This is a genomic window from Sporomusaceae bacterium, assembly GCA_031460455.1.
Lineage (GTDB): Bacteria > Bacillota > Negativicutes > Sporomusales > UBA7701 > Anaeroselena.
In genome coordinates, this window is sequence record JAVKTQ010000002.1 from 130321 (window position 1) to 155634 (window position 25314).

The following is a 25314-nucleotide window of genomic DNA, read 5'->3' on the forward strand; positions in this document are numbered from 1 at the left end:
GGCCATGCAGATTAAAGGACCGTCCGCCGCCGTCGCGGCCGCGGGCACAAAGGCTGCCGCCGGCAGGGACGCCAAGGAGGACGCTAAACTCAAGGCGGCCTGTACCGAAATGGAAGCAGTCTTCCTGAACCTCTTGATGAAGGAGATGCGCAAATCGGTGCCGAAAGGCGGCCTCGTTGGCAACAGCTCTCAGGAAGACATCATGCGCTCGCTCCTCGACAGCGAGATGACCAAGAATATGGCGCAATCCGGAGGGGTTGGCCTGGCAGAGATGCTCTACCGCCAGCTCAGCGCCCACGACGCACCGTCCGACAACAAAGGCCAGGCACCCAGTTAGTGCTTGGCTTTTTACCATCAAAGGGAGGGACTGTTTTGACCAAGTTTCGACGCAGCATCAGCCTTCTGCTGGCGGTATGGATCGTCGCGGCCCTGGCACTGGTCCAGGCGGCGCCCCCCGTCGTTCAGAAGGTCCGTTTCCATCAGACGGCGGAGAAGGTGCGGCTGGTCTTTGATATGAGCGCCGTGCCGGATTTCAACGTCACGCTTGAGCAGGACCCGCTTCGCCTCCTTATTGACATGCCTGCGACCGCCGCCAAGGGTGTACCCCGCCAATTCGTGCTCAACGATCCCTTCGTCGCCGCGGTGGAAATCCAGGATGCCGGTCCCGGACAGGTCAGGGTAGCCATCAACCTCAACATGAATGTCAGCCACAAGGTATTCAAGCTTGCCAAACCCGAACGCCTGGTGGTGGATCTGTCAAAGGTCTACGAACAGAAAATTGAGCAGCAGGTGAAGCCGGGTATAAATTATACATTCTGGCAGCGGAGCCAGCCGTTCGGGCCGGTCAGCGCCCATATACTCCTCGTTGACCCTAAGGCCGGATTCACGCTGCAGCCGGTGCTGTCCAACGGGGCGGTGCAGGGACTGGAGACGCTGTCCGCGATGAGCGCGGGCGCAAGGGCGGCGGCGGCCGTCAACGGCTCATACTTCGCGCTGAACGGCGAGATCATCGGCTTACTGAAAATTAACGGCGAGATTATCAGCTCGCCAAACATCGCGCGGACGGCTGTGGGGATATTCCCCGACGGCCGGATAGTCTTCGACCAGGTGAACTGGCACGGCTATGCCGAACTGCCGGGCGGGCGGGCCGACCTCAGCGGCGTCAACCGCGCCCGCGGCGACGACGAGCTCATCTTGTACACAGGCTACTACGGTCCAGCCACTGGCACAAACCCCTACGGCGCCGAATATGTCATCGGCCCGGATGGACGGGTAACCGCCGTGGGCCGGGGGAATATGCCGATTGGCGCCGGCAGCGTGGTGTTGTCGGCTCACGGGGCCCCGGCCAAACAACTGGCCGGCCTCAAGGTGGGTGACACCGTCACCGTCCGCCAAAGCCTCGGCCCGCATTGGGACGCCGCCGTCCATGCCCTCGGCGCCGGTCCGATGCTTATCAAGGAAGGCACCATCTACCTGACGACCAAAACGGAGGAATTCGGCAGTGACGTCGCCGGTGGCCGCGCTCCCCGCACCGCTCTCGGCTTGACCAAAGCAGGACAGATCCTTCTGGTGGTGGTCGACGGCCGCCAGGCTGCAAGCGCCGGCCTGACCCTGTTGGAGCTTGCTCTGTTCATGCAGGAGCTTGGGGCGGTAGAAGCTATGAACCTGGACGGCGGCGGCTCAAGCGAGATGGTTATCAACGACAAAATCGTCAACCACCCCTCGGACGGGCGCGAGCGCAAGGTCGCGGATGCCCTGGCGGTCGTTGCCGGCAGCCTTGCCAAATAGCCGCGATAATGTATAATGAGTAGTAAGAAACGGAGGTGGGGAGAAATGTTCCGACCCAAGAGTGTAGCCATTTTGACCGTTGTGCTGGTATTGGCGGCGGTAGCCTGGGCGATGGCGGCCGGGCCGCTTGTCGACCAGAAAAGCGTGCTGTCAGGCCGAGTGATCGCCGACGGTTTGGCCGTGCCCGGCGCAGGCGTCCGCGAAGGCAACGTCCTGGTGCGGGTCGAGGGCCTCACCGGCCCGGCGATCGCCGTCAGGGCGAATGTCGACGGGCAAGTACGGGAAGTGCTGGTTAAACCCGGTGACACGGTCCGTACCGGCGATGTGCTGGTCAGGATCGAGCCTCGCAAATAAGGAAAGGGTTGATTGAATGGCATTAGTGTTCAGGTTATGCCGGGTGGTGCTGCTGGCGATGCTGCTGTCGCTCCCGGCGGCGGTGGCCTGGGCTGCGCCCGAGACCATGCCGCTGGAGGAAGTGCGCGCCGGCATGCAGGGCATCGCCAAGACGGTGGTGTCCGGCACCGATATCGAAGAATTCGGCATTGAAGTACTAGGGATTATGAAGAATAAGGGGCCCTCCGGCGACCTGATTCTTATCCGCACATACGGCGACCTTATCGACCGTACCGGCGGCATCGCCCAGGGAATGAGCGGCAGTCCGGTATATATCGGCGGCCGCCTCGTCGGCGCCGTCGCCTACGGATGGACGTTTACCGACCACAAGATCGGCATGGTCACACCCATCGCCGACATGCTAAAACTCTGGGAACTTCCCGCCCCCAAAGTCCGCGTGCCCGAGGAAGAAGCGATAAAGCTTGAAGAATCGGAAACCAAGACCGACGGGAAGCCGGGCGATAATAAGCCTGACGATGGCAAACCGCCGGTCAAAGATGGCGTGAAAAAGGATGGGCAAGGCCTGGAAGATGTGTCAACGCCGCTAATGGCCGCCGGGTTTGGCGAGCGCGCCCTCGCGCTTCTCACCGAAAAACTGCGGCCCTTCAAGCTTATGCCGTATGCCGTCGGCGATACTCCTGACGGCGCCGAATTCGGGCCGCTCGAACCCGGCAGCGCCGTGGGCGTGCAGCTTGTCCGCGGCGACGTCAGCCTGGGCGCCATGGGTACGGTTACCTACACGGAAGGCAACAAAGTGCTGGCCTTTGGCCATCCCTTCCTTAAAAAGGGCAGCGCCGGGTATTTCCTGACGAACGCCTATGTATTCACGACCGTGAAAGGGATGGAGAATTCCTTTAAGGTCGGCGCCATCGGTCCAGCATTGGGGACAATCGACCAGGACCGGGGCGCTGGCGTTGCCGGCCAGTTGGGCGTATTTCCGAGCGTCGTCCCGCTGAGGATCAACGTCACCGACCGCGCGCTCGGCGCCTCCCGCGACGCCACAATCCAGGTAGTGCAGGACGAACAGCTCTTCCCCGTGCTGACGGCCGCTTCGGTCCTCAGCGTCCTCGAAAAGACAGCCGACCGGATAGGCGCCGGCACCGCCAAGATAACCTTCGAGATTTCCGCCCGCAACATGCCGGGCGATGTGTTCAAACGGGAAAACATGTTCTACAGCGCGGCCAATATCGGCGAAATGGCCATCAGCGAGCTGTATGAACTCATGGCTCTCCTGGCCGCCAATCAGTTCCAGGCTGTCGACGTCATTGACGTGCAGGTGGATGCGACTGTCGACCCTGAGCGGCGCACGGCCATCATTATGGAAGCCCGCCCCAACGTCGCCTCGGCCAAGCCGGGTGACAAGATCGAGATAGCGGTAAGTCTCAAACCATTCCGGGGCGAGACGATAACCGTCAAGGTCCCCTTTACCATCCCCCGGGATCAGCAACCCGGCCCGCTGACCCTCGAAGTCCGCGGCGGGGGCATGGTGCCGCTCCTCGAACTGCTGGCCAAGCGGCAGAAGGGCGACGAAGAACTGCTGCAAACCTTCGGAAAGCTTAAGACCAAGACCTTCGACGACATGATCAAGGAAATGGCCGAGCGCGACCGCAACAACGACATCGTCGTCGAAATTCTCAGCGGCGAGGCTGGCGAACTGCTCGGCGGCATGGGGGCGGCGAAAGCGCCGTCCACGAAACTCGACCCTGTTCCCAAGCCCAACGCCGCGGACGGCCAGAACCAGAAGACTCCGTGGTCGGGAAAGGGCGCGGAAGGACTCAAGAAACCGAATACCAAGAGCACCGTCAGTACAGAGTATATCATTGACAGTGACACCCAGGTGCTCATCAACGTGGAAAAGAGCGATACACCCGCCGGCAAAGCCGTGCTGTACGAATGGAAAGTTGTTAAAAGCGACGACACCGAACAGCCTCTGTAGGGCTCTGTAAACAATTCCCCGGACAGATTGCGTTGCCCGGGGAATTTTCTTGTCCTGGGGGCGCGTAGAGCTTTAGGCGCGCGGCGGACTATTTTCATCCCTCCTGCCCGGTTCGTCGGCGTTCCTTTGTGCTGCCGCCCGCCGCGGGAGAAGCAGGCATGGGCTTGAAAAGGGGGAGTATGGGGCTGCGCCTGCCGAAGGCTATACTAATGAGCCGACTTGTTTTTGTAATTACGGTATACTTTGTAATTACTATAATTACAATTTTACCAAACGGAGGCTCTGGGCGGGGGGACAGACATTTTGGCGAAGCGTGTCGGCACCCAGTAAATACCCGCCGGCGTGGGCGGGCAATAAGCAGGGAAAAAGCTGCTAAGCATTGAATATACTCAGAATATAGGTAGAAATTACGTTAACCGGAACAACGGTTTGGCAATAGCCAAAAAATGGTATTAAACCTCCCGGATGCACGTACAATGTACCAAATGTGTTTCGACTAATTTGCGCCGGCTTGGAGCCACGGGGCCGCCGGCAATGTGAGGTCGGCCCAATGTTTATATCACTGCTGGAACGGATAGGCCGCCAAATGATCGATTTTCTTGAACATACCGGCCAGGTTGTGATGCTGGTCGGCCAGACGCTCGCGAGCCTTAGGCGTTCGCCGAACCCAGGCCACGCCTTACGCCAGATGGCTCACCTGGGGGTTGACTCCTTGCCGATTGTCGCCCTCACCATGCTGTTCACCGGTATGGTAATGACAATGCAGATCGCCCACGAGTTCATCAAGTACGGCGCGCAGGCCTCGGTGGGCGGGGTGGTGGCGATCGCGGTCGGACGGGAACTCTCTCCGGTGCTAACGGGCGTAGTGGCGGCTGGCAGGGTGGGCGCGGCCATCACGGCCGAAATCGGTTCGATGAAGGTGACCGAGCAGATCGACGCCCTGCGGGTGATGGCGACCAACCCCGTCGCCTACCTGATTGTTCCCCGGCTGATTGCCTGTGTGCTGATGCTGCCAATTCTGGTTATCTTCGCCGACATGATCGGCACGGTCGGCGGCTATCTAGTTGCGATCCTGTATGCTGACATTAATTCTTTTACCTTCCTTAATTCGATTAAAGTGTTCGCGGTGGTGAACGATGTAACCGGCGGGCTTATCAAGAGCATGTTTTTCGGCGCCATCATCGCCATCATCGGCTGCTATAAAGGGCTGACGACCGCCGAAGGGGCCGAAGGAGTAGGCAAGGCCACCACCGGCTCGGTAGTCACCTCGATGATTCTGATTTTCATCAGCAATTATTTCCTGTCACTGATACTGTACCGCTAGGGGTGGAGCCATGATAAAGCTTGACAACGTAAGCATGGCGTTCCGCAACAAGCGGGTGCTGGACAACATCAGCCTGGACATCGCCCAGGGCGAAATTATGGTGATCATCGGCCCCAGCGGCTCGGGCAAGAGCACAATCCTGCGGCTGATGATCGGCCTGCTGAGACCGTCGGCCGGCGAGATATGGATCAACGGCCAAGAGATCTCCGGCGCCAGCGAGGAAGAACTTAACGTCATCCGCCGCAAGATGGGGATGGTATTCCAATATTCCGCCCTGTTCGACTCGATGACGGTGGGTGAAAATGTGGCTTTCGGCCTGCGGCAGCACACGGCGCTGTCCGAAGAGGAAATCGGCCGGACGGTGCGACGACGGCTGAGAATGGTCGGCCTCGCCGGTCAGGAGGACGTGATGCCCAGCGAGCTGTCGGGGGGCATGAAAAAACGCGTCAGCCTCGCCCGGGCGATCGCCATCAATCCGCAGATCGTGCTGTATGACGAGCCCACAGCAGGACTCGATCCGATAATGTCGACGACCATCGACCGCCTCATCTGCAGCACCCGCCGCATCCTCAACGTGACCTCGGTCGTCGTCACCCACCATATGCCGAGCGCCTTCAACATCGCCGACCGGATCGCCATGATCTACGATGGACGGATAATCGAGATCGGGACGGTAAGCGAGATCAAAAAGTCGTCCAATCCCATCGTACAGCAATTCATCCACGGCTGGGCAAGACCCGGCGAGTTTGTCAAAAGGAGGTCGAGAAAAAGTGAATCTTAGCACCGAAGCCAAGGTGGGCGCGATATCGCTGATCGGTCTGCTGCTGCTAGGGTATATGATCGTTTATCTCGGCGGCATCTCCTTTGGCGAAAAGGGATACCCAGTCCAGGTGGTTTTCAGCGAGGTCGGCGGCCTCAAAGAAGGCAACGTCGTTCGCTACGCCGGCGTCGATGTTGGCCGGGTGGCAGGGGTGCATGCCGGCGACAAGGGGGTAGAAGTGCAGCTTCGGATCAATCCGGGCATCAAAATCCCCGAAGGGGCCAAATTCACCATCGGCACCGACGGACTGTTGGGCGAAAAATTCATCAATATAGTGCCGCCGCGCCAGAGTTCCGGCTACCTCAAGCCGGGCGCCACCGTGGCCGGAGAGGATCCCCGCGGAATCGACCATCTGGTGAACTCGGCCGACAAGACGCTCGCCGACGTCCAGAAACTCATCCAATCCCTCAACGAAGTGCTCGGCGACGACAAAGTCAAGGCCGCCATGAAGGCCACCGCCCTCAACGCCCGCGATATAACCGAACGCCTCAACGAGTTCAGCGCCTCCCTGGCACGGATGGCCAACAATAACGAACATGACGTAAACGCCTTGGTCGGTAACCTGCGCGACATGTCCGCCAACCTCAAGGACGTAGCCGCCAGGGTCGACAAAATGGTGACCGCCGTCGACAACAACGGCCAGACGGCCAAAGACCTCAAGGAAACCATCCAGAATCTGAAAAAGACCAGTGTGCGGGTGGAGAAGATCGCCGCGTCGGTGGAAGACATCGCGACCGATCCGGAAACGACTAAAAACATCAAAGAAACGCTCCGCAACGCCCGCTCGGTCAGCGAGAAAGCCAACAAGATGCTGACCAAGATAGAGAACGTCAGCGTCGAAACCGGCTTCGAAGTGATGTATAACAGTCATACCGACAAGTACAGAAGCAACGCCGACGTCCGCATCAACACCTCGCCGCGCGATTTTGCCGTTATCGGCGTGAGCGGGATCGGCGACAACCAGAAGACCAACTTCCAGATCGGCAAGGGTAACGCGCACTTCGCCGGCCGGGCAGGCGTCGTCGAAGGCAAAGCCGGCATCGGGGCCGATACCATGCTGGGCAAACAGCTGCGCCTCTCGCTCGATGTCTACGACCCCAACGACGTACGGGTCAAACTGCGTACCCAGTACGAAATAGCGCCCCACACCTTCATCGTCGGCCAGACCGACAGCCTCAACAAGCAATCGAACCAGAACACATATTTCGGTGTGCGCCATTCCTTCTAGATTTTGTATTGACAGCCCCCTGTTTAAAACACTATAATGAGAATTGGAACTGACTAACCAGTCAATTGCCTAAAAAAAGGAAACCGGCCTGCGGCAGCGTCCGCAGCTACATACGGTTCGGGAGGAATTACCATGAGGCATCAGCAAGTAGGGAAGAAAACTTTGGCGCTGGCGGTGGCGTGTGGCTACATGCTGGTTAACGCCGTCGCGTTCGCGGCGCCTACCGAGCTTACGCTCGAGGAGAGCATCGCTCTGGCGCTCAAAAACAATCCGACGATAAAAATCGCCGAGTCAGACAGAGAAAAGGCTTCGTGGGTGGTAAGGGAAGCCCAGGCCGGACAGGGCCCAACCCTCACCTACAATCATAAAGATGCGCGCTACAGGTCGGCGCCGTCGACCCTCACGCCCAACCCAACTCCTACCAACGATTTTGACAACACTGTCAGCCTGTCGGTGTCGCTCTACAGCGGCGGGAAGGTCGACGGCACTATCGGCAAGGCTAAATACGACTACAAGGTGGCCGATCTCGGCCTGGCCGAGACCAAGCAGCAGCTGAAGCTGGACGCGACCAGCGCCTACTTCAAGGTACTGCAGTCCCGTAATATGCTGCAGGTCAGGCAGGAATCGGTGGACAACCTGACCGCCCACTTGCGCAACGTCCAGGCCCAGTACGACGTAGGTACGGTCGCCAAGTCGGATGTGCTGCGGTCCGAAGTTGAACTGGCCAACGCCCAGCAAAACCTCATCATAGCCCAAAACGATTACGACCTGGCAATGGCCAGCCTCAACAATGTCGTCGGATTGCCCCTCGACACCGAGATCAAACTCAAGGAAGAGCTGAAATACGAGCAGGCGAAACTGACCCTCGACGACGGTGTCAAATTTGCGATGCAGTACCGGCCGGACGTTCTCCAGGCCGACTATACCCTGCAGGGCGCCAAGGAAATCGTCAAGGTGGCCCGCAGCGGTTTTCTCCCGTCAGTAACGCTCAGCGGCTCCAACAACTGGTCTGACGAAAAATTCCCCGGCAGCAAAAACAGCAATTGGTCGGTATATCTCTCGACCTCGCTGACGCTGTTCGATACAAATCTCACCCTTTCCAAGGTCAAGGAAGCGGAAGCCGGCGTGGTCAAGGCCAATGAGCAGTTCCGCCAGACCAAGGACAGCGTTTCTCTCGAGGTGCGCCAGGCTTATCTCAGCATGAAGGAAGCCGAAAAACGCATCGAAACCAGCCAGGTTGCGGTGGCCAAGGCTGATGAGGACTTCAAGATTGCGCAGGTCCGCTATAACGCCGGCGTAGGCACAAACCTCGACGTCATTGACGCCCAACTGGCGCTGGCCCAGGCCAAAACAAATTATATCCAGGCGCTGTACGACTACAACACCAGCAAGGCCAAGCTCGACAAGGCCATGGGTATAGCCGTCAAACAGTGAATGAACAAAGGGCCGGGGCGACAGCTCCGGCCTTTTTCGGCCTTGAGTCAGGTATAAATTTCTGGCGAATAATCCACAATTTTCCGGAGAAACTAGGAGGCAGCATTGTCTGAATATTATTACCAGCGTCTATTTAAAAGGAAGGCTTTCGCCCGCGTCGAAAATATACTAAGATCGAGACTATGATGCGGGAGGCGCATATGCGGCAAAAAGCCATAGTACTGGCTGTAGTGGCTTTGGTTGTTGTCAGTGTGGCCGGCGCTTTTATAATCAACAAGAGCCAAACCGTAATGGCCGGAATGAGCGACAAGCTGGAGACGGAGCTGACCAAAGCGCTTGGTGGCCCCGTTTCGGTTAAGAGCCTGGAGATCTCCTGGCTCAACAAGGTGCTGCTCAGCGACGTAGCCGTCCGCGACGACCGCGGCCAACTTATAGCCGAAGCGGCAAAGGTGACGGTGGTATACGACCCGCTCGCCCTTTTGCGCGGCGTCGCCGCCGTGGAAGCGGTCAGCGAATTGTCTTTGGACGAGCCGCAAATTTACCTCGACCGACGTGCGGACGGCAAATGGAATATTGAAGACCTGCTCGACAAGACCAGGTCGGGCGACTCGCCCTTTAGCGGGAAAATAGCCATAATCAAGGGCACGGTGACAGTCACCATGCCGGAAGGCCGCTGGCAGCTGAGTGACATCGGGGCTAAATTCGACTTTGCCGGTAAACCTGACGTAGCTCTTCAGCTCACCGCGACCTATAACGGGGCGCCGCTGGAGGTGGCGGGGCGCGTGAGCCGGGACGGCGCCAGCATGCTGGCTGCCGGCGCAGCCAACCTCGATCTGAGCGGGCTGGAAGCCTTAATTCCGGCCGGTATGGCTGTAAAGCCGGCCGGCGGCCGCCTCGCTCAGGCGCAAATCATCCTGCGGCGCGACAAAGGCGAACTTACCTACGCCGGCGAGGCAAAACTCGACGGTGTCAACGTAGGCGTCGCCGGCCTTACGGTAAGCGACGCGCGCGGCAGTGTGGCGTTCAGTGACAAGCAGGTTTTTCTGTTTCCGATCACCGCCAAGGTTTACGGGCAAGATATCGAACTTAGGGGCAAAATAGCGACCGACGCCGCCGAACCGGTGCTCGGCCTGACGGTGAGCGCCCGTGGCTTTGATCCCGCGGCCTTGGGCCGGGATATCCCTCTCAAGGGACCGCTGTCGTTCACGGCCATTATCGGTGGCGCGCCGAGTCGGCCGGTGGTCAGCGGCGAGGTCCGTTTGGACAAGGGCGAGGTAAGCGGCTGGGCGGTCAACGGCGCGGTGGCCAAATTCGCGTTGGTCGAATCGGCCCTGACGGTCAATAAACTGGACGCCGACATGTTCGGGGGCCGGATAAGCGGAGCAGGAACCATCCTGCTTGACAAACAAGATTACAACTTGGCGGTCAGCGGCCGCGGGCTAGATCTGGCGGCCCTTCCCAGCCTCGGAGTAAATATATCGGGGCGGGGTGATATCGACCTGCGCCTGGAAGGGGCAGGTACCCTGGCGTCCGCCAAGATGGCCGGCTCGGCGCAGGCTGTGAGCGGCAGTCTTGACGGCATACCCTTCGCCAACCTGTCTGCAGGCTTTTTCAAGGCCGGCGACAGCATGTCGGTCGATTACATAACCATTGGCTTCCCAGGTGCCGGAGTGTTGACCGCCCAAGGAACGGTCGACAACGGCCGGTTGGCCCTGACCTTCTTCGGCCAGGGCGTGCCGCTGTCCCTGTTCGCCGAGCAGGCTGGCGGCATTGATCTGGCCGGCACAGCCGATGCCGAAGGCAAGGTGGAAGGCACGATCGAATCGCCCCGGGTAACGGCCCGATTCACAGCCTACAACGGTCGGGCGCTTTACCAGCCCTTCGCGCTCGCCCAAGGCGGCCTGACCGTGACCCGCAGTGCTATCACTCTCGAAGAAGTGGTGGCGCAAAGCGGCGTCACCCGGCACGTGGTCAACGGCAGCGTCGGTCTAACCGGCGGACAGGAAATGAATATTACCGTCGCCACCCGCCAGGCAAGGGCGGAAAATCTCGTCAAACTCATCATGCCTGGGGAAAGACTGACCGGCAACGTCGACAACGAGCTGACGATAACCGGCCCCTTGGCGTCACTGTCCGCCGCAGGACACGTCAAGCTGACTGAAGGGAGTTTTCGCGACCAGCTCATCGCGCGGGCCGAGGGTCATTACCGCCGGCAGGGCGGCGTCATCGAACTGCGCGATTTTGTCGTGAATTCGCTGGGAGCAGAGGTCCGTTTCGCCGGTACGATCGGCGCCGGCAACAGCCTTAATCTCGACGTGACGGCGAAAGACATCGACCTTGCCGCCGTCCATGTCAAATTTCCCTATCCGGTCGCCGGGCAGGCTCACTTCGCCGGCCGGCTGACCGGCACCCCGGCCGCGCCGGTCTTCAGCGGCGGTATAACCGCCGTTAGTCTGAAGCTTAACGGCCAGGAGCTGACCGACATCGCCGGTGAAATCAGCGTCGACAGCGAACAGCTTGCCGTGCCGAGCTTCGGGTTTTCCCAGGGGGAAGGCAAATTTGCTTTCTCCGGCGGGATAGGCTTCGCAGCCGGGAATATTTACGGCGACCTTAGCGCTAGCAACGGCGGAGTAGCAGGGCTGATGGCCATTTTCAACATCCCGACGAAAGATATCGACGGCCGTCTTGATGGCCATGTAACTCTCGGCGGCACGGTAGCCAAGCCCGACATGTGGCTGACAGGCACGCTCACCAAAGGAAAGATCAAGAACTATCCGCTCGATAGCATCGAAGCCGACATCGCCCTCAGGAACAATGTGGTGACTATCAATCACTTTTTTGCCAAGCAAGGCGATGGCGTGCTTGCGGCACGCGGCACAGCCGCGCTGGGCGGGCCGCTCGACCTTGAGATCGGCGGTCGTTCTATCGACGCCGGCCTCCTGACCACCTGGCTTGATTCGACGGTCGACACCCGCGGCAAACTCACCTTTACCGCCCAGATAACGGGAACGTCCTATAGCCCCCATGCGGCCGTTTCGCTGGAAATTAACGGCGGCGGCGTTGCCAACGCCACCTTCGACGCCTTGTACGGCTTGTTCGTACTCGACAAGGGAAGCATCTATGTCAACCAGCTGATGTTCACCAAAGGAGCATATCGGGCGAGCGCGTACGGAACCGTCCCCCTGGCCGCCCTGAACCCTCAGGGGCGGGCCCAGGCTACCGTCGCCGACCAGATGGACCTCAAAGTGCGCCTGGAGCAGGCCAATCTTAGCATCCTGCCGCTTCTGAGCAAAGAAGTTGCCTGGGCCACCGGCGAAACCAAGGGCGAGCTGACAATCGGCGGCACTCTGGCCCAGCCGCTCCTTACCGGCAGCATCGTCGTCAGGGATGGAGCCGTGAAACTGAAATCGCTGGCCGACCCTATTCAGAAAGTGGGGGTTGATATTCAGTTCGAAGGTGATAAAATTAATATAATAACCTTCGACGGCAGCCTCGGCACGGGGGCATACCGCCTGACCGGGTCGGCCGCGATCAACGGCCTTGCCCTTGCGGATTACCGCATTCTCCTCGTGCTGGACAAGCTGGGTGTCAACCACAAATATTTCAAAGGGCCGCTGGAAGGGACCCTTACCCTCAATTCCAGCGGCGGGAAGCCTGTTCTGGGCGGCCAGCTGATTTTTGAAAATACGACAATCAACGTGCCCATCGTGCCGGAGATCTCGCCTTCCGGGCTCGACATAGGCCTCGACCTCGAAATTGTCGCCGCTAAGAAAGTCAGGCTGTATAATCCTTATTTCTATGACCTGCAGGTGGAAGGAAAAGCTAAATTCACCGGCTCGACCACCGAACCCGTGGCCTCCGGCCACTTCGAAACGGTGCGCGGAACGGTAAACTACCTGCGCACCCAGTTCAGGGTAGACAACGGCCGCGCCGACTTTACCAAGTTCGGGTCGCTGCTGCCGGTTATCAAGCTCACGGCCGAGACCAAACTGGAGTACACGCGAGTCAAACTGGCGGTGAGCGGCCCGCTCGACACGTTGGAATTCCGCCTGAGTTCCGAGCCGGCGATGAACCAGCAGCAGATACTGTCGCTCCTCACGCTGCGCAACCGTTATTCGGATCGGCAGAATACGGTGGGCGGCAGCCGGGACTCGGGGCTGGGCCGGGAAGAACTGATGGGACTCCTTGACGCGGGACTGCACGTAGCCTTCGTGGCCGAAGCCGAGACCGCCTTCCGCAATTCCTTCGGTCTCGACGACTTCCGCCTCGTCCGCAGCACCATGCCCAGTGAGACCTCGACTACAAACGGCAAGACATCGGGCTTCACAAACGGCACGGCGACGTCGGTCAACGACCGGGAGGTATACAACATCGAACTCGGCAAGTACGTCACCGACCGCCTGTATATAAGCTACACGCTGGGTGTCGACCATAAAGAAACAAGCGCTTTCATCCGTTACGACCTTAGCCGCCGGTTCAGCGTGACCGGAGCGGTGGACGAATATCACCGCCGGCGGGTGGGCGTGGAGGCCCGGTTTACTTTCTAAGCGGGGATGATCAAATTGTTGAGCCAGTATCTGGCGGAACTGAGAAAAATACGTCTGCTCGACGCCGCCGAAGAAAAGCAGCTGTGGGAGGCTTATAAGGGAACCGGCGACCTCGACAGCCGCCGGCGTCTCATTGAGCATTACCAGCCGTTGGTCTTCAAGGCCGCCCTCCGCTGGAAAGCCGATGACGCGGCGATCATGGACATCATCCAGGAAGGCACCGTCGGGCTTATCGAGGCTGTGGAAAGCTACGATCACACCCGGGGGGTGGCGTTTAGCCTGTACGCCTTCCACCGCATTCGCGGCCGCATCGTCAACTTTATCACCCGCGAGGGCAAGGCCAACTGTCTGTACATCGACAGCCCCCTGGAGGAAGAAGGAACCCTGACCCTGGGGGATGCACTGGTGGACGGCGCGCCAGCGGTAGCTGTTCAGGCCGAGCGCAATTTCCTCGTCGAGCAGGTCCGCGGCGCCCTCGGGCGCCTGCCGGCCAACGAACAGCTGGTGCTGTCCGGCATGTATCTGGAAGAGCGCGAACCGAGGCAATTGGCCGAATCTCTCGACATGAGCCTTTCGCACGTCTACAGGCTTCACAAGCAAGGCATCCGCAGGGCCCGCGGCCTGTTATCCAGACTTATGCAGGACATGAAGAATTCATTGTAGAGTAAAGTGGCTGAAAGAGGGAGAAAACGAGAGGTAATTCCTTCTGTTTCCGCAAAAACGCCCTAATTTACCCGCGTAAGAGCGACCAGAATCTGGCCTCTTCCCATGACTATATATTGTAGCTATAATAGGAGTGGTGGAAATGGCGGATTTCAAACGGCATATGTTCCGGCACCTGCGTTCCGCCAAAGTTTGGCTCACGCGGGCGGAAGAGTCATTCGACAATAACAGCAAAATTCGCGGCGAACTCGACCTTTTCTTAGCTCAGGCCGAGCTTCAGCACGCGAAGGAGGCAAGCCTCTTCCGGCAAGAGCGGCATCATTCCCCGCTCCTGCGCCAGGCGGCGCCCTTCGTACTCGCCGCCGCCATAGTTGCCGCCGGATTCGGGGCATACTGGGGGCTTAGCGAACGCCACGCCGCCGTGCCAATTCCACTCGCCGCGCAAGAAGCCAAGATAACGCCGGTGGTCCAAAAAGCCAGCGATACCTCAGCCCCGCACCGGGTTGAGGAGCAGCGGCCGGCGATATCCAAGGCGACAAGCAATACTCCACCGGAAATCAGTTTGCCGGTCAACCGCCCGGAAAGCACCGTGCGGACACAGCCGACAGAAAAGGAGAACCTGCTTTCCCCGGATGAGATGAAAAATGTCATCCGGGCTGCCGGCAAATCGCTGCGCGGCCAATAAACTTAATAAAGGAGGTTATGCATGAAAGCGAGGAGGCACTTCGGGCACCTGTTACTTTCAGCTGTCATTGCGCTAGGAATCGTGCTCGGCTCCGCCGCCCCAAGCCATGCTGCCGACCTTACCGGGAAACGGGTCACCGCCGTAAGCGTCTCCGGCAACACCAGCGTGCCGGATGGCGATATCATGGCGGTGGTCAAGCTTAAACCCGGCGACACGCTCAGTGCCGACAAGGTCCAGCAAGATCTGCGGGCGATTTACGAGCTTGGCAACTTTTTTGACGTAGTATCCAACTTCACCGAAGTACCGGAAGGCGTAAAAGTGGTCTATACGGTAATGGAAAACCCTGCCCTGAAAGACATCGTCGTCAAGGGCAATTCCAAGGTATCTACCGCCAAGATCAAGAGTATGCTGACGGTAAACACGGGCAAGGTGCTCAACACCAAGGCCTTGAACGAAAATGCCCGTATTATCGAGACCTACTACCACGACCAGGGCTATGTGCTGGCGCGGGTAAGCGACGTAGCCATGACCCCCGGTGGGGTGCTGACCATCACCATCAACGAAGGGATGCTCGAAGGGATCACGGTCAAAGGCAATGAAAAGACCAAAACCTACGTCATCACCCGCGAGATGAAGGTCAAGCCCGGCGACACTTTCAACGTCAAGGACGCCCGCCGGAGTATGCAGAAAGTGTACAACCTCGGCTACTTCGAGGACGTCAACATGAAGCTCAACCCTGGCAAGCAGCCTAACTCCGTCATCCTCGAGACCAACGTCGTCGAGCAGAAAACCGGCGTGTTTTCCATCGGCGGCGGCTACAGCCAGAGCGACGGACTTGTCGGAATTATTGAGCTCGGCGACAACAACTTCCGTGGCACCGGCGACAAGGCCAAGATCCACTGGGAGTTCGGCGGCAGCGGCAATGACGGCAGGAACTACGAACTGTCCTACACCCGCCCCTGGCTGGACAGCAAGCAGACATCGGCCGGCATCTCCCTGTACAACATGACCAACGAGTACAGCGATTACGGTGGTACAGGGTACAGCTACAATCAAGTCCGGTCGACCTACGACCGCAAGCGCAGGGGCTTCGACCTCACGCTGGGTCGGCCGCAGGGTGAGTATGTGACGAACTACATCACCCTGAGAAACCGCCGCGACGATTACGTCAAATTCGTCTCCGGCCCGGTCGACTACAAGGCGGCTGCTGGCGGGTCCAACTATGACGCCAACTACAATGACCAGTATCTCAGGGACAACTTCGGCCTGACCCGCAGCATCACGCTGTCGCGCGTTCTCGATTCCCGCGACAACGTCTTCAACCCCACCGAAGGGACGAGGTTCCTGGTGATGGCCGAGTTCGCCGGCAAGGGTCTCGGCGGCGATTTCAGCTTCAACAAGTACACCGTCGAAGACCGCAACTACTTCAAGGTCGGCCGTGAACAGGTCATCGCCGTCCGCCTGATGGCAGGCTACGCCGACGGCCGGATGCCCGACAGCGGCAAATTCTACGTCGGCGGTTCCGACACCCTCCGCGGCTACAACGACGAGCAGTTCAAAGGCAACAAGATGCTGGCGGCTACGGCCGAATACCGTTTCCCGGTTGTCAAGAAAGTTGAAGGCGTAGTCTTCGGCGATCTCGGCAACGCCTGGGACGGCGAAGGCTATAAGCTCGACGATCTCAAAACCAGCATCGGCGTCGGTGTTCGCGTCACTACCCCCCTCGGCCCGATCAGGCTCGATTATGCCCGGGGTAAGGATGGCGGCAAGGCGCACTTCAGCTTCGGCGGCCAATTCTAAAGAAGACAAGAGTCAGGTCTAGCACCTGGCTCTTGCTTTAACCCGGTGTATCCACCCCGGCAACGGAGCCTCATCAGGGAAACCTCTGTCCAGGAAGGTGGCGGCAATAACGGTGCGATATTTCCTTGCCATAACGATGGCGGCGTCAATAATCATGGCGAGCTGGAGCGGTGTCGCCGCAGCCGAGAACGTGGCCGTCGAAGCGGTCACGGTCAGCGTGCTGGCCGGCGACGCTCCGCCGCCCAGCCGCGTCATCAAGCGCATGGAACAAAGCATCGCCACTGTGGGCGACCACGTCCTGACCGGGCGCAAGGTGACCGATGTCGTGAGCGGCAGGGCATCATACGAAAAACTTATCAAAGAGATTTTCGACCGTGTACTTGTCGGCTACTCGGTGCAGGAGGTCAACATCACTCCCGGTCCGACCGCGCATGTCGCCGTGCGCATCCTGCCGTGGGGAGACGTAGTGCGCAGAGTCGTGCTGGAGACCGATCTAGGCGGCATCTCGCCGCAATTGACCGACCTCTTCCGGCGTGACCTTGGCAACGTCGAGGACAAGATCGGCCAGGTACTTATCGGGATGCCGGTAGACTCGGTGGATTGGGCGAGCAGCGTTTCCAAGTCGGTCATCCGCGAATACCTTGCCGCCCAGCTGCCGGAATTTCGGGTCAACATGGAGATAATCGCCGGACAGACAACGACAGTCAAGCTCTCGCTCGCGCCGGCGGGGCCGCTGGTCAAAGACGTGCGGGTCACCCTGCGCTCGAAGACCATCCCCAACTTCCTCCTTCTCGAAGCGCGACCGGTTGTCGAAGACGCGGCCAACCCCCTGCGCGGCCTGCCGGTGGCTTTTGTCGAGCGGCACAGCGGCTACTTCAAAGACATGCTTACAAAGGTTGCAACCGCCCAGCCGGTAACCAGGCGCTACGGTCTCAACCTGACGTCGACGCTGCGGCCGGGTGAGGCAACCGATATGGAGATTAGCGCGGAAACCACCAAGTACAACGTAACGCTCGAAGGCTACCTCGACATGGGTCGCAAGGAGAACGACACTTCGGCCCGCCTTCATGTAGGACAATACCTCGGCCGGCAGGACGAGCTATTCATGGAAGTGACCTTCATCCCCGCTTCGGTTACATGGGAATTCGTGCCTGGGTGGGGGCACCGTTTGGGGCCCACGACCGAAGCCGGCGTCAAATATAACCTCAGCAGCAAGCAGGGGCTTTTTTGGCTAAAGCAGAATCTTGACGAGCGGTGGTCGCTGCGCCTTGAGCGCACCCCGGTGACGGGGATCTATGAGGCGGGGCTGCGCTTCAAACTGCATGAATTCCTGAGTGCCGAATATATCGTCACCACCAATAACCGCTGGCTGCGGCTGGTGGGGAATCTGTAGAATTTTTGTCCTTGAATGCCGCCCCCGTCCCTGCTATAATGAAGGAGTATAAATTCTGCCAAGAAGCGGAAAGAGGGGTAAGAAAATTGCTCAAAATCGAGAAAAAACAGGTTAAGATCATCTCCGTAGCTATCGCCGCGGTGTTTATGCTTAGTGTCTTTGGCATAGCGGTGTCCCAGACCGGCACCACGCAGGCAGCAGCAGCCTCCAACGTCGGCAAGGTAAATTACGATGATCTCGTAAGATCCCATCCCGACTTTGCGAAATTCGCCGAAACCATGAAATCCGAACAGGAACTTGCCCAGAAGGATTTCGACGCCAAAGCGCCCTCGCTGGCCAACGACAAAGAAAGACAAGAATACTTCGTGCAGCTCCAGCAGCGCCTGGGCATGAAACAGGCCGAACTCCTGAAACCGATTGAAGAAAAGGTTATGGCCACCATCAAAGAAGTGGCCGACACAAGGGGACTCGCGGTCGTTATGCCGGTCGGCATGGTGGTCTACGGCGGCCAGGACATCACCGACGACGTCAAGAAGAAGCTCGGCGGCAAATAACCAATACTTGTTTATTTCCGAGCCGGTCTTACTGTGCTCGGTTCTTTATTCCGAAAGGGAGGTGGTTTTGTGCCGGTAAATTGCGCCAGACTCCTTCTTATTGCCGCGGTTACCGCCTCTCTGGTCATAGCTGGCTGCGGTTCGCAGCAGGCGAAGACTACCCCGCCCGCTCAGTCCAAAATCGGCCTGATCGTCATGGAAAAGGCAATTAAGGCCCACCCCAAATACGCGGACGTCCAACGCCTCCAGAAAGACTACGCCGCCCTCGCGGCCCGAATCGACGCCGAGCGGGCCCAGGGCCTTGCGGCAGGAGCGGGACTGCCGGCGGCGGGAAGCCCGGCCGGCCTTGAGCAGGCAGCCGCCAAGGAGTTTGAAGCCCGCATGACGGCTAAGGAAGCCGAGGTCAAGACACGCCTGCAGGCGGCCGCCGAACAGGCCAGCCGCGGCATGGAGGCCGAACTTGACGCCTATGCCCGCGAACTCGATCAAGAATACCAGCCACAGATATTTTCTCTCCAGCTCAAACTGAAGACCGTCCAGCTTTCGAAAGAAGAGGCGGCGCCGCTTCAGGCGGAAATGGACAGGCTCCAGAAGGAACGGGCGGGCAAAATCTCCGTCCGCCAGCAGGAACTTTTTGCCAAGACTGACGCCGTCATGAAGGGCAAACAAAGCGAGGCTGAGAAAGAACTGGCCGCTTACGCCCAGAGCCTTAACGGCGAGCTGGCCGGCAAACTCACGGACCGGCAAGCCGAGATGGCGAACCGCATCGCCCCGCCCGGAACGACCGGCGGGACGGCGGCCGCCGAGAAGCTGGCCGCGACCGACCGCGAAATTGCCACTCTCCAGGAGGCGATAATCCTCGACATCCGCGACAAGGCGGCTAAAGTCGCCGTTCAGTCGGGGCTCGACACGGTGCTCGCCGAAGTCAAGGTCAACGTCAGCGCCACCGATATCACCGACGCGGTGATTGTCGAGTTTAAGAAGTAAATGCCCGGTGCATAATAGACTCGGGCAAGTATCGATAACGGGGGGATTCATATGCGAAATAGAAAAAGTCTGCTTTTGGCGGTCGCAGTAATCGTCGCTGCGGCCCTGATGCTCGGCGGTTGCTCCAGCGGACCGGGCGCCGTCGGCATCCTCGACGTCAACAAGGTAATGAGCGACAGCCCCAAGGTCAAACAGTTTCAGGAACAACTCAACACCAAAGCCAAGGAACTCAGCGACCAACTGGAGAAAGACAAAGCCAGCCTCAGCGCCGACGAGTTCCAGAAAAAGCAAGAAGCCGCCTACGGTGACTTCCTGAAGATCAAGCAGGATCTCGAAGGCCAGGTTGACGCCGCCATCAAGCAGTCCGTCGACGCGGTCGCCAAGGAGAAGAAGCTGGGAGTAATTCTGTACAAAAACAGCGTCGCTCAGGGCGGCACCGACATCACCGACGAAGTAATCAAACGGATGCAATAATCGATTAAGCCAAAGGGTAAAGCCTTTGGCTTAACCTCTAATATGAGTGGGAGTGTTTCCGTTGGCTAAAAGGCTGAGTGAAATCGCCGCCCTGGTAGAGGGTATGGTGCTGGGGGAATCCGATCCCGAAATCGCCGGCGTCACCAACATCGAGGACGCCGGACCCCGCGACATCACCTTCGCCGTACCGCCCCATATGGACAAGGCCGCAGCGTCCAAGGCGGCAGCGGTCATAGTGCCGGGCGACACAGCAACGTATCCCAAGCCGGCTATCCGGGTGGCGAACCCCCGGGTAGCCTTTACTAAGGTATTGGAACTTTTTACCCCGCCCACGGTAGTGCCGCGGGGCGTTCACCCCAGCGCCGTCGTCGGCCGGGGCGTACAGCTCGGGGCCAACGTCGCCGTCATGGCCCAGGTCGTCGTCGCCGACGGCGCCGTCATCGGCGACAACACCGTCCTCTATCCCCACACCTATGTAGGCGAGGCCGCCAGAATCGGCGGCGACAGCATCCTCTATCCGGGGGTGACCGTCTACGCCGGCTGCCGCCTGGGAGAGCGGGCGATCGTTCACAGCGGCGCGGTCATCGGCTCCGACGGCTTCGGGTTTGTCACCATCGAAGGCCGCCACCACAAAGTGCCGCAGGTCGGCAACGTCATCATCGAAGATGACGTCGAGATCGGCGCCAACGTAACCATCGACCGGGCCACGACCGGCTCGACGGTCGTCAGGCGCGGCACCAAGATCGACAACCTTGTCCATCTGGCGCATAACGTCGTCATCGGCGAAAACTGCTTCCTGGTCGCCTTCACCGGCATCGCCGGCAGCACCAAGGTCGGCAACAACGTTATTTTCGCCGGTCAGAGCGGCGCGGTCGGACATATCACCATCGGCGACAACTGCATCTTCGCCGGCAAGTCAGGGGCCGCCGGCGACGTCCCGCCCAACTCCTTCTACGCCGGCTTCCCCGCAAGGCCCCACAAGGAATGGCTGCGGGCTGAAGCGGCCGTGCGCAGGCTGCCGGAGCTGGCGAAGCAGGTGCAGGCGCTGGAGAAACGCCTCGCAGAACTGGAAAAACAAGGGAAATAATTGCCGGGAACAGATATTACCTGCGGCAAAAGGGCAGGATTGACGGCCTGGGCGCAGAATACTTTACTCGATGTTCTTCCCCCACTCTATTCAAACTTAGGAGGACATATGAGGAAAATAGTATTCGGCGTCCTGTGCGCCCTTATCGTCTCCACCGCCACAGCCTTAGCTGCGCCTTCGGTCAACGGCTCCACCGGCCAAATCAACAACCCGTCGGCCGACGTACTCCGCGAAGGCCAATTCGCGGCGGGGTACTACCATCTCAAAGACGGCGGAGTCGGCGTTTTCAACATCGGCCTGCTGCCCAACCTCGAAATGGGTGTGGCCGGCTTCCGCTACGACGACAGCAGCTTCAACAAGACGCACGTCAACGCCAAACTCGGCCTGCTGCCCGAGACAATCCTCACACCAGGGGTGTCGGTCGGCGTCGAAGACATAGCCGGCTCACGCTCGCGCTCTTACTACGCTGTCGCCTCCAAGGCACTGCCGTTAGGCTTCCGCATTCACGCCGGCGTAGGCAACGGCCGTTTCGACGGCACCTTCGCCGCCCTCGAGAAAACCATCAACCCGATCAGCGTGCTCACCGGCAACAACGCCTTCCCGGCCACAACCCTTATCGCCGAATTCGACGGCCGCCGCATGAACTACGGTGCCAGGATGTCGATCGTCCCGGGGCTCAAGGTCGACGCCGGCTGGCGGGACCATTCAGCCTACTTCGGCGTAAGCTTCACCAACTAGAGACCCAGCAAACCCAAGAGGCTGCCAAGGAAGCGCCCGGCGAACGCCGCGGACCGGCTTCAGGCAGCCTTTCCCTGATGGAGGTTAGCCCGCCATGCAGTACTACATCGTCAAGCTGATATGCCGGCTGCTCTGCCTGCTGCCCGCCGGAGTGCGCAACAGAATAGGCGACCTCATCGGCGAAGCCCTGTGGCCGCTAGTGCCCGGTAAGCGCCGCAAAATGGCCGTCGCCAACGTCATGGCCAGCCTGGGGCTGGACGCTCAGGGCGCCCTCGCCATCGTCAAAAGCAGTTCCGTCCGTTTCGGCCGCATGTTCATGGAAATACTGGCTGTCCCCAAACTGACCAGGGAAAATATCGGCACCTTCGTAACCCTTCGCGGCCGGGAACACTTCGACCAGGCTTTCGCCCACGGCAAGGGAGTCATCATAGCCGCCGCCCACAGCGGCAACTGGGAACTCATCGGCCCGGCGCTCGCCCTTTACGGCTACCCGCTCGTCGGTGTCGCCCAGCGGCAGACCAACGCCGCCATGGACAAGCTGATCAACGAAATCCGCACCTCTACCGGCATGCATATCACCTATAAAAGCGGCGTCCGCGAAATGATCGCCTTCCTCAGCGAAGGAAAGGCCATCGGCCTGATAATGGACCAGGACGCCCGAGAACAGGGAGTGTTCGCCGAATTTTTCGGACGCATCGCCTCCACGCCCCAGGGACCGGCCGCGCTGAGCCGGATGAAAGGCTCGATGATCGTGCCCACCTTCATCACCGCCAACGCCGACGGCACCCACACCGTCATCTTCCACCCGCCACTGGCAACAGAAAAGACTGACGACCGCGACCGCGACTTCCTCGCCATCACCCGCAAGCTCAACGCCATCCTCGAAGACCACATCCGCGCTCATCCCCACGAATGGTTCTGGCTCCACAACCGCTGGAAAACCAAGCCGCCGGCCGAGAACGCGTCCCAAGAATCATAGCCACAGTGTTTTTGCGCCCGTCCCCGCAAGGGGGCGGGCCTTTTCATCCTTACCAATATATACAAATAGGCAATAAACGTATATACTTATGGACACAAAAATGATATACGTGCTATAATTAAGCCCGGAAAAGAGGTGGTTACGCATGGCTTTCGCCAAGAATATTTTACGGGATTCCTTTCAGCGCGACATTTTCATCCTGGTTATTGTAAGTGTTCTGGTGGGGTCGATGCTGGCCAGCGTCGTATCGTTGGGAGCCAACACTTATTTCTCCAAAACCCTCGCCAGCTTCGTCGGCGATTACGGAGAATTCGACCTCATCATCAATGTGCGGGAGGAAATGAAAACCGACGCCGCCCAGCAGATTGACAAGATAATCAGCGACGTCTTCCCAGGAGCGGTGCTGAAAGAAGGGCCGACTCTTACCGGCAAAACCAGCTTCTTCATCACCTTGCCCGAACAGTACCAGACCAAGCAGGTCTACGAAGACCTCGGCAAAATCTTCGGCAGCATCCCCGGCGGCGCCGGCGTAGGCGTAATGACCGACCCGCGCCTTACCATCCGCGGCGTACCGGAAGGCGCGAAGAACATGCTGATGGAGCGGATCATGCAGATGGACGGCGTACGCTTCGCATTCCGCGACGGCGCTTCGATCGGCGTGGTTTTGCTGTCTCTTGACAAGAGCGCCCCGGTCGAGAAGCAGATCAACGCTCTCCTGAAACAGTACCAGGTCATCGAAATCAGCTTCCCGGTCGGCAGCGAACCGTCCAACCCCATCCGCCTCGGTGAGGCGATCGCCGGCGACATCAGGCAAGACCTCAAAATCCAGTATGCGCAAAACGTATCGGTTGATGGCAAAAACGACGACATGACCTATGCCGTCAGCACGATGATGGAAATGAGGAGATTTCTCAGCGCCTACGCCTCGCAGGTCACCCTCACCCCGCTCGGCGGCGCCAAGCTAGCCAAAGGCGACACCCTCGTATTCCAGGGCGCTGCGCCTGCGGCGCCTGCGGCGGGCAACCCGCCCGACAAGAGCAACATCCTGGTGCAGGTCACCGCTATCAAAGGCAACGGCGTAGCCGAAGGCATGGTTGTTCAGGGCGACGCCGGCGGCCTCGTCAACCCGCAGGGCTACAAGCTGGACAAGAACCTCGTCGGTGCGGCCGTGGTCACGGCCAGCTACAAAAACCCGCGCCAGGAGCTGGCGGGCGCGCTCAACGAAACATCCAAGCTTGTCGGCCAGATACCGGGATTTGCCAAGGATGCCCGCGACATGAGCGGCATCGCCATCAGCGCCCTTGACAACTACGACAGCGGCATCGCCGCCGTCGAGCAGACCCTCAGCGGGGTCCAGTCGGCCGGCGCCACCATCCAGGCGGCGACCAGCGGCCTGGCCAACATCGACACCAGCTCGCTCCGCGCCCAGCTCGACACTTCGTCCAAAGGCCTCGGCGGCCTCATCAATACCCTCAAGGTATTGAAGCTGGTGCAAGCGGACGCAGGCAGCAGCATCGACAGCCTCGCCGGCACCCAGAGCAGCCTTGCCAGCCTCAGCAACACCCTCGGCGCCCTCGACAACGTGGCGGCCAACGCCCGCCAGGCGACGGCGGCCATCGACAGCGTCGTCAGCGGCAGCAGGAATACCCTCGCCACGCTGAAAGCCTTCGATGCGACCGGGGCCAAGACCAGCCTGCGCGACATGACCGGCCGTCTCGACAAGGTGCAGGAAATCAACGTGCCGCTGGTCACCGCCCAGCTCCAGTATATGGCGGCCAGCGCGCCCAACCTCAAGGACGAGGACATCAGCCATACTCTGGCGATCATCGACAAATTCATCGCCGGCCAGGTCATCCCCGGCGAGCGCATCCAGATCCTCACGACCAGCAGCGTCAGCGCCGACGCCGTGGCGCCCATCGTCGCGCGTCAGGCCGGCCACAGCAACGCCGCGCTCTACTCGACCGCCATGGGCATCATCGAGCCGGACGCCCGCGGCCAGCTATATCAGGTACTGCATGAGGTCAAAGCCATCCTGGCCGGCATCACCGCCATGGTGGCCACCATCCTCTTCCTGGTGTTCGACCACACCGCGGTCATGGCGGTCATCCGCCGCCGTCGCCTGGCCAACCGCACAAAACCTACCGGCTGGCGGGCGGTGGTGGCTCGATTCGCCGCCATCAGCGCCGCAGAGCGGGTATACGGCATGGCGTGCGGCGGGGTAATGCTCACCGCCATGTTCATCATTGCCGGCGGCGGCATCCCCTACCTCCCCTGGATCGGCGTCCCGCTGCTCGGCGCATCCCTCGGCCTATTGGTGGCCGGTTACGCCGAGAAGATCAGTCCGGTGGCCGGCGACGAGATCATGGCCGGTGAAGCGCTCGGGCTGTCCTTCGACGAAGTAATGCGCGAGATCGTCATCCCCTCCGCCCGGCCGGGACTATTGCAGAAATTAAACAATCGCAAGGTAAAATTCCGTTAATGAGG

The 25314-nt window shown here is 59.7% G+C and carries 20 protein-coding genes; all 20 read left to right on the plus strand.

All coding sequences use genetic code 11. The features are described from left to right. Nucleotides 1–4: 4 nt before the first annotated feature. A complete protein-coding gene (locus RIN56_05220) occupies nt 5–337 on the plus strand; it encodes a rod-binding protein (protein ID MDR7866198.1) in 333 nt (110 codons plus the stop codon). Between the two features lie 35 nt (nt 338–372). Next, a complete protein-coding gene (locus tag RIN56_05225) occupies nt 373–1788 on the plus strand; it encodes a phosphodiester glycosidase family protein (protein ID MDR7866199.1) in 1416 nt (471 codons plus the stop codon). A 45-nt stretch (nt 1789–1833) separates the two neighbouring features. Beyond that, a complete protein-coding gene (locus RIN56_05230) occupies nt 1834–2142 on the plus strand; it encodes a biotin/lipoyl-binding protein (GenBank protein ID MDR7866200.1) in 309 nt (102 codons plus the stop codon). Between the two features lie 16 nt (nt 2143–2158). Further along, nucleotides 2159–4117: a SpoIVB peptidase S55 domain-containing protein gene (locus tag RIN56_05235; protein MDR7866201.1), complete on the plus strand. Its 1959-nt coding sequence runs from the start codon at nt 2159–2161 to the stop codon at nt 4115–4117. A 550-nt stretch (nt 4118–4667) separates the two neighbouring features. After that, a complete protein-coding gene (locus tag RIN56_05240) occupies nt 4668–5441 on the plus strand; it encodes an ABC transporter permease (protein ID MDR7866202.1) in 774 nt (257 codons plus the stop codon). A 10-nt stretch (nt 5442–5451) separates the two neighbouring features. Continuing rightward, nucleotides 5452–6222, plus strand: coding sequence for an ABC transporter ATP-binding protein (locus RIN56_05245; protein MDR7866203.1), 771 nt, complete (start codon nt 5452–5454; stop codon nt 6220–6222). Then, nucleotides 6212–7489: an MlaD family protein gene (locus RIN56_05250; GenBank protein ID MDR7866204.1), complete on the plus strand. Its 1278-nt coding sequence runs from the start codon at nt 6212–6214 to the stop codon at nt 7487–7489. The genes RIN56_05245 and RIN56_05250 overlap by 11 nt, the downstream gene beginning before the upstream one ends. Nucleotides 7490–7621: 132 nt before the next feature. After that, complete coding sequence (locus RIN56_05255) at nt 7622–8923, plus strand: TolC family protein (protein ID MDR7866205.1); 1302 nt, start codon at nt 7622–7624, stop codon at nt 8921–8923. A gap of 200 nt (nt 8924–9123) precedes the next feature. Beyond that, nucleotides 9124–13470: a translocation/assembly module TamB domain-containing protein gene (locus tag RIN56_05260; GenBank protein ID MDR7866206.1), complete on the plus strand. Its 4347-nt coding sequence runs from the start codon at nt 9124–9126 to the stop codon at nt 13468–13470. Nucleotides 13471–13476: 6 nt separating this feature from the next. Continuing rightward, nucleotides 13477–14133, plus strand: a complete 657-nt coding sequence (locus RIN56_05265) for a sigma-70 family RNA polymerase sigma factor (GenBank protein MDR7866207.1) — start codon at nt 13477–13479, stop codon at nt 14131–14133. 163 nt (nt 14134–14296) lie between these two features. After that, nucleotides 14297–14818, plus strand: a complete 522-nt coding sequence (locus RIN56_05270; GenBank protein MDR7866208.1) for a hypothetical protein — start codon at nt 14297–14299, stop codon at nt 14816–14818. 21 nt (nt 14819–14839) lie between these two features. Further along, nucleotides 14840–16618 carry a BamA/TamA family outer membrane protein gene (locus tag RIN56_05275; GenBank protein MDR7866209.1) on the plus strand — a complete coding sequence of 593 codons (1779 nt, stop codon included), beginning with the start codon at nt 14840–14842 and terminating at the stop codon, nt 16616–16618. 136 nt (nt 16619–16754) lie between these two features. After that, a complete protein-coding gene (locus tag RIN56_05280) occupies nt 16755–18011 on the plus strand; it encodes a hypothetical protein (GenBank protein ID MDR7866210.1) in 1257 nt (418 codons plus the stop codon). Nucleotides 18012–18097: 86 nt separating this feature from the next. Next, entirely contained in the window at nt 18098–18565 is a 468-nt protein-coding gene (locus RIN56_05285) for an OmpH family outer membrane protein (GenBank protein MDR7866211.1), read from the plus strand. Between the two features lie 69 nt (nt 18566–18634). Beyond that, a complete protein-coding gene (locus RIN56_05290) occupies nt 18635–19552 on the plus strand; it encodes a hypothetical protein (protein MDR7866212.1) in 918 nt (305 codons plus the stop codon). Between the two features lie 51 nt (nt 19553–19603). Further along, nucleotides 19604–20026: an OmpH family outer membrane protein gene (locus RIN56_05295; GenBank protein ID MDR7866213.1), complete on the plus strand. Its 423-nt coding sequence runs from the start codon at nt 19604–19606 to the stop codon at nt 20024–20026. A 61-nt stretch (nt 20027–20087) separates the two neighbouring features. Further along, complete coding sequence (lpxD, locus tag RIN56_05300; GenBank protein MDR7866214.1) at nt 20088–21113, plus strand: UDP-3-O-(3-hydroxymyristoyl)glucosamine N-acyltransferase; 1026 nt, start codon at nt 20088–20090, stop codon at nt 21111–21113. Nucleotides 21114–21221: 108 nt separating this feature from the next. Continuing rightward, a complete protein-coding gene (locus RIN56_05305) occupies nt 21222–21851 on the plus strand; it encodes a YjbH domain-containing protein (protein MDR7866215.1) in 630 nt (209 codons plus the stop codon). 94 nt (nt 21852–21945) lie between these two features. Beyond that, nucleotides 21946–22830 carry a lysophospholipid acyltransferase family protein gene (locus RIN56_05310; GenBank protein MDR7866216.1) on the plus strand — a complete coding sequence of 295 codons (885 nt, stop codon included), beginning with the start codon at nt 21946–21948 and terminating at the stop codon, nt 22828–22830. A 145-nt stretch (nt 22831–22975) separates the two neighbouring features. After that, nucleotides 22976–25309: a hypothetical protein gene (locus RIN56_05315; protein MDR7866217.1), complete on the plus strand. Its 2334-nt coding sequence runs from the start codon at nt 22976–22978 to the stop codon at nt 25307–25309. Nucleotides 25310–25314 lie beyond the last annotated feature (5 nt).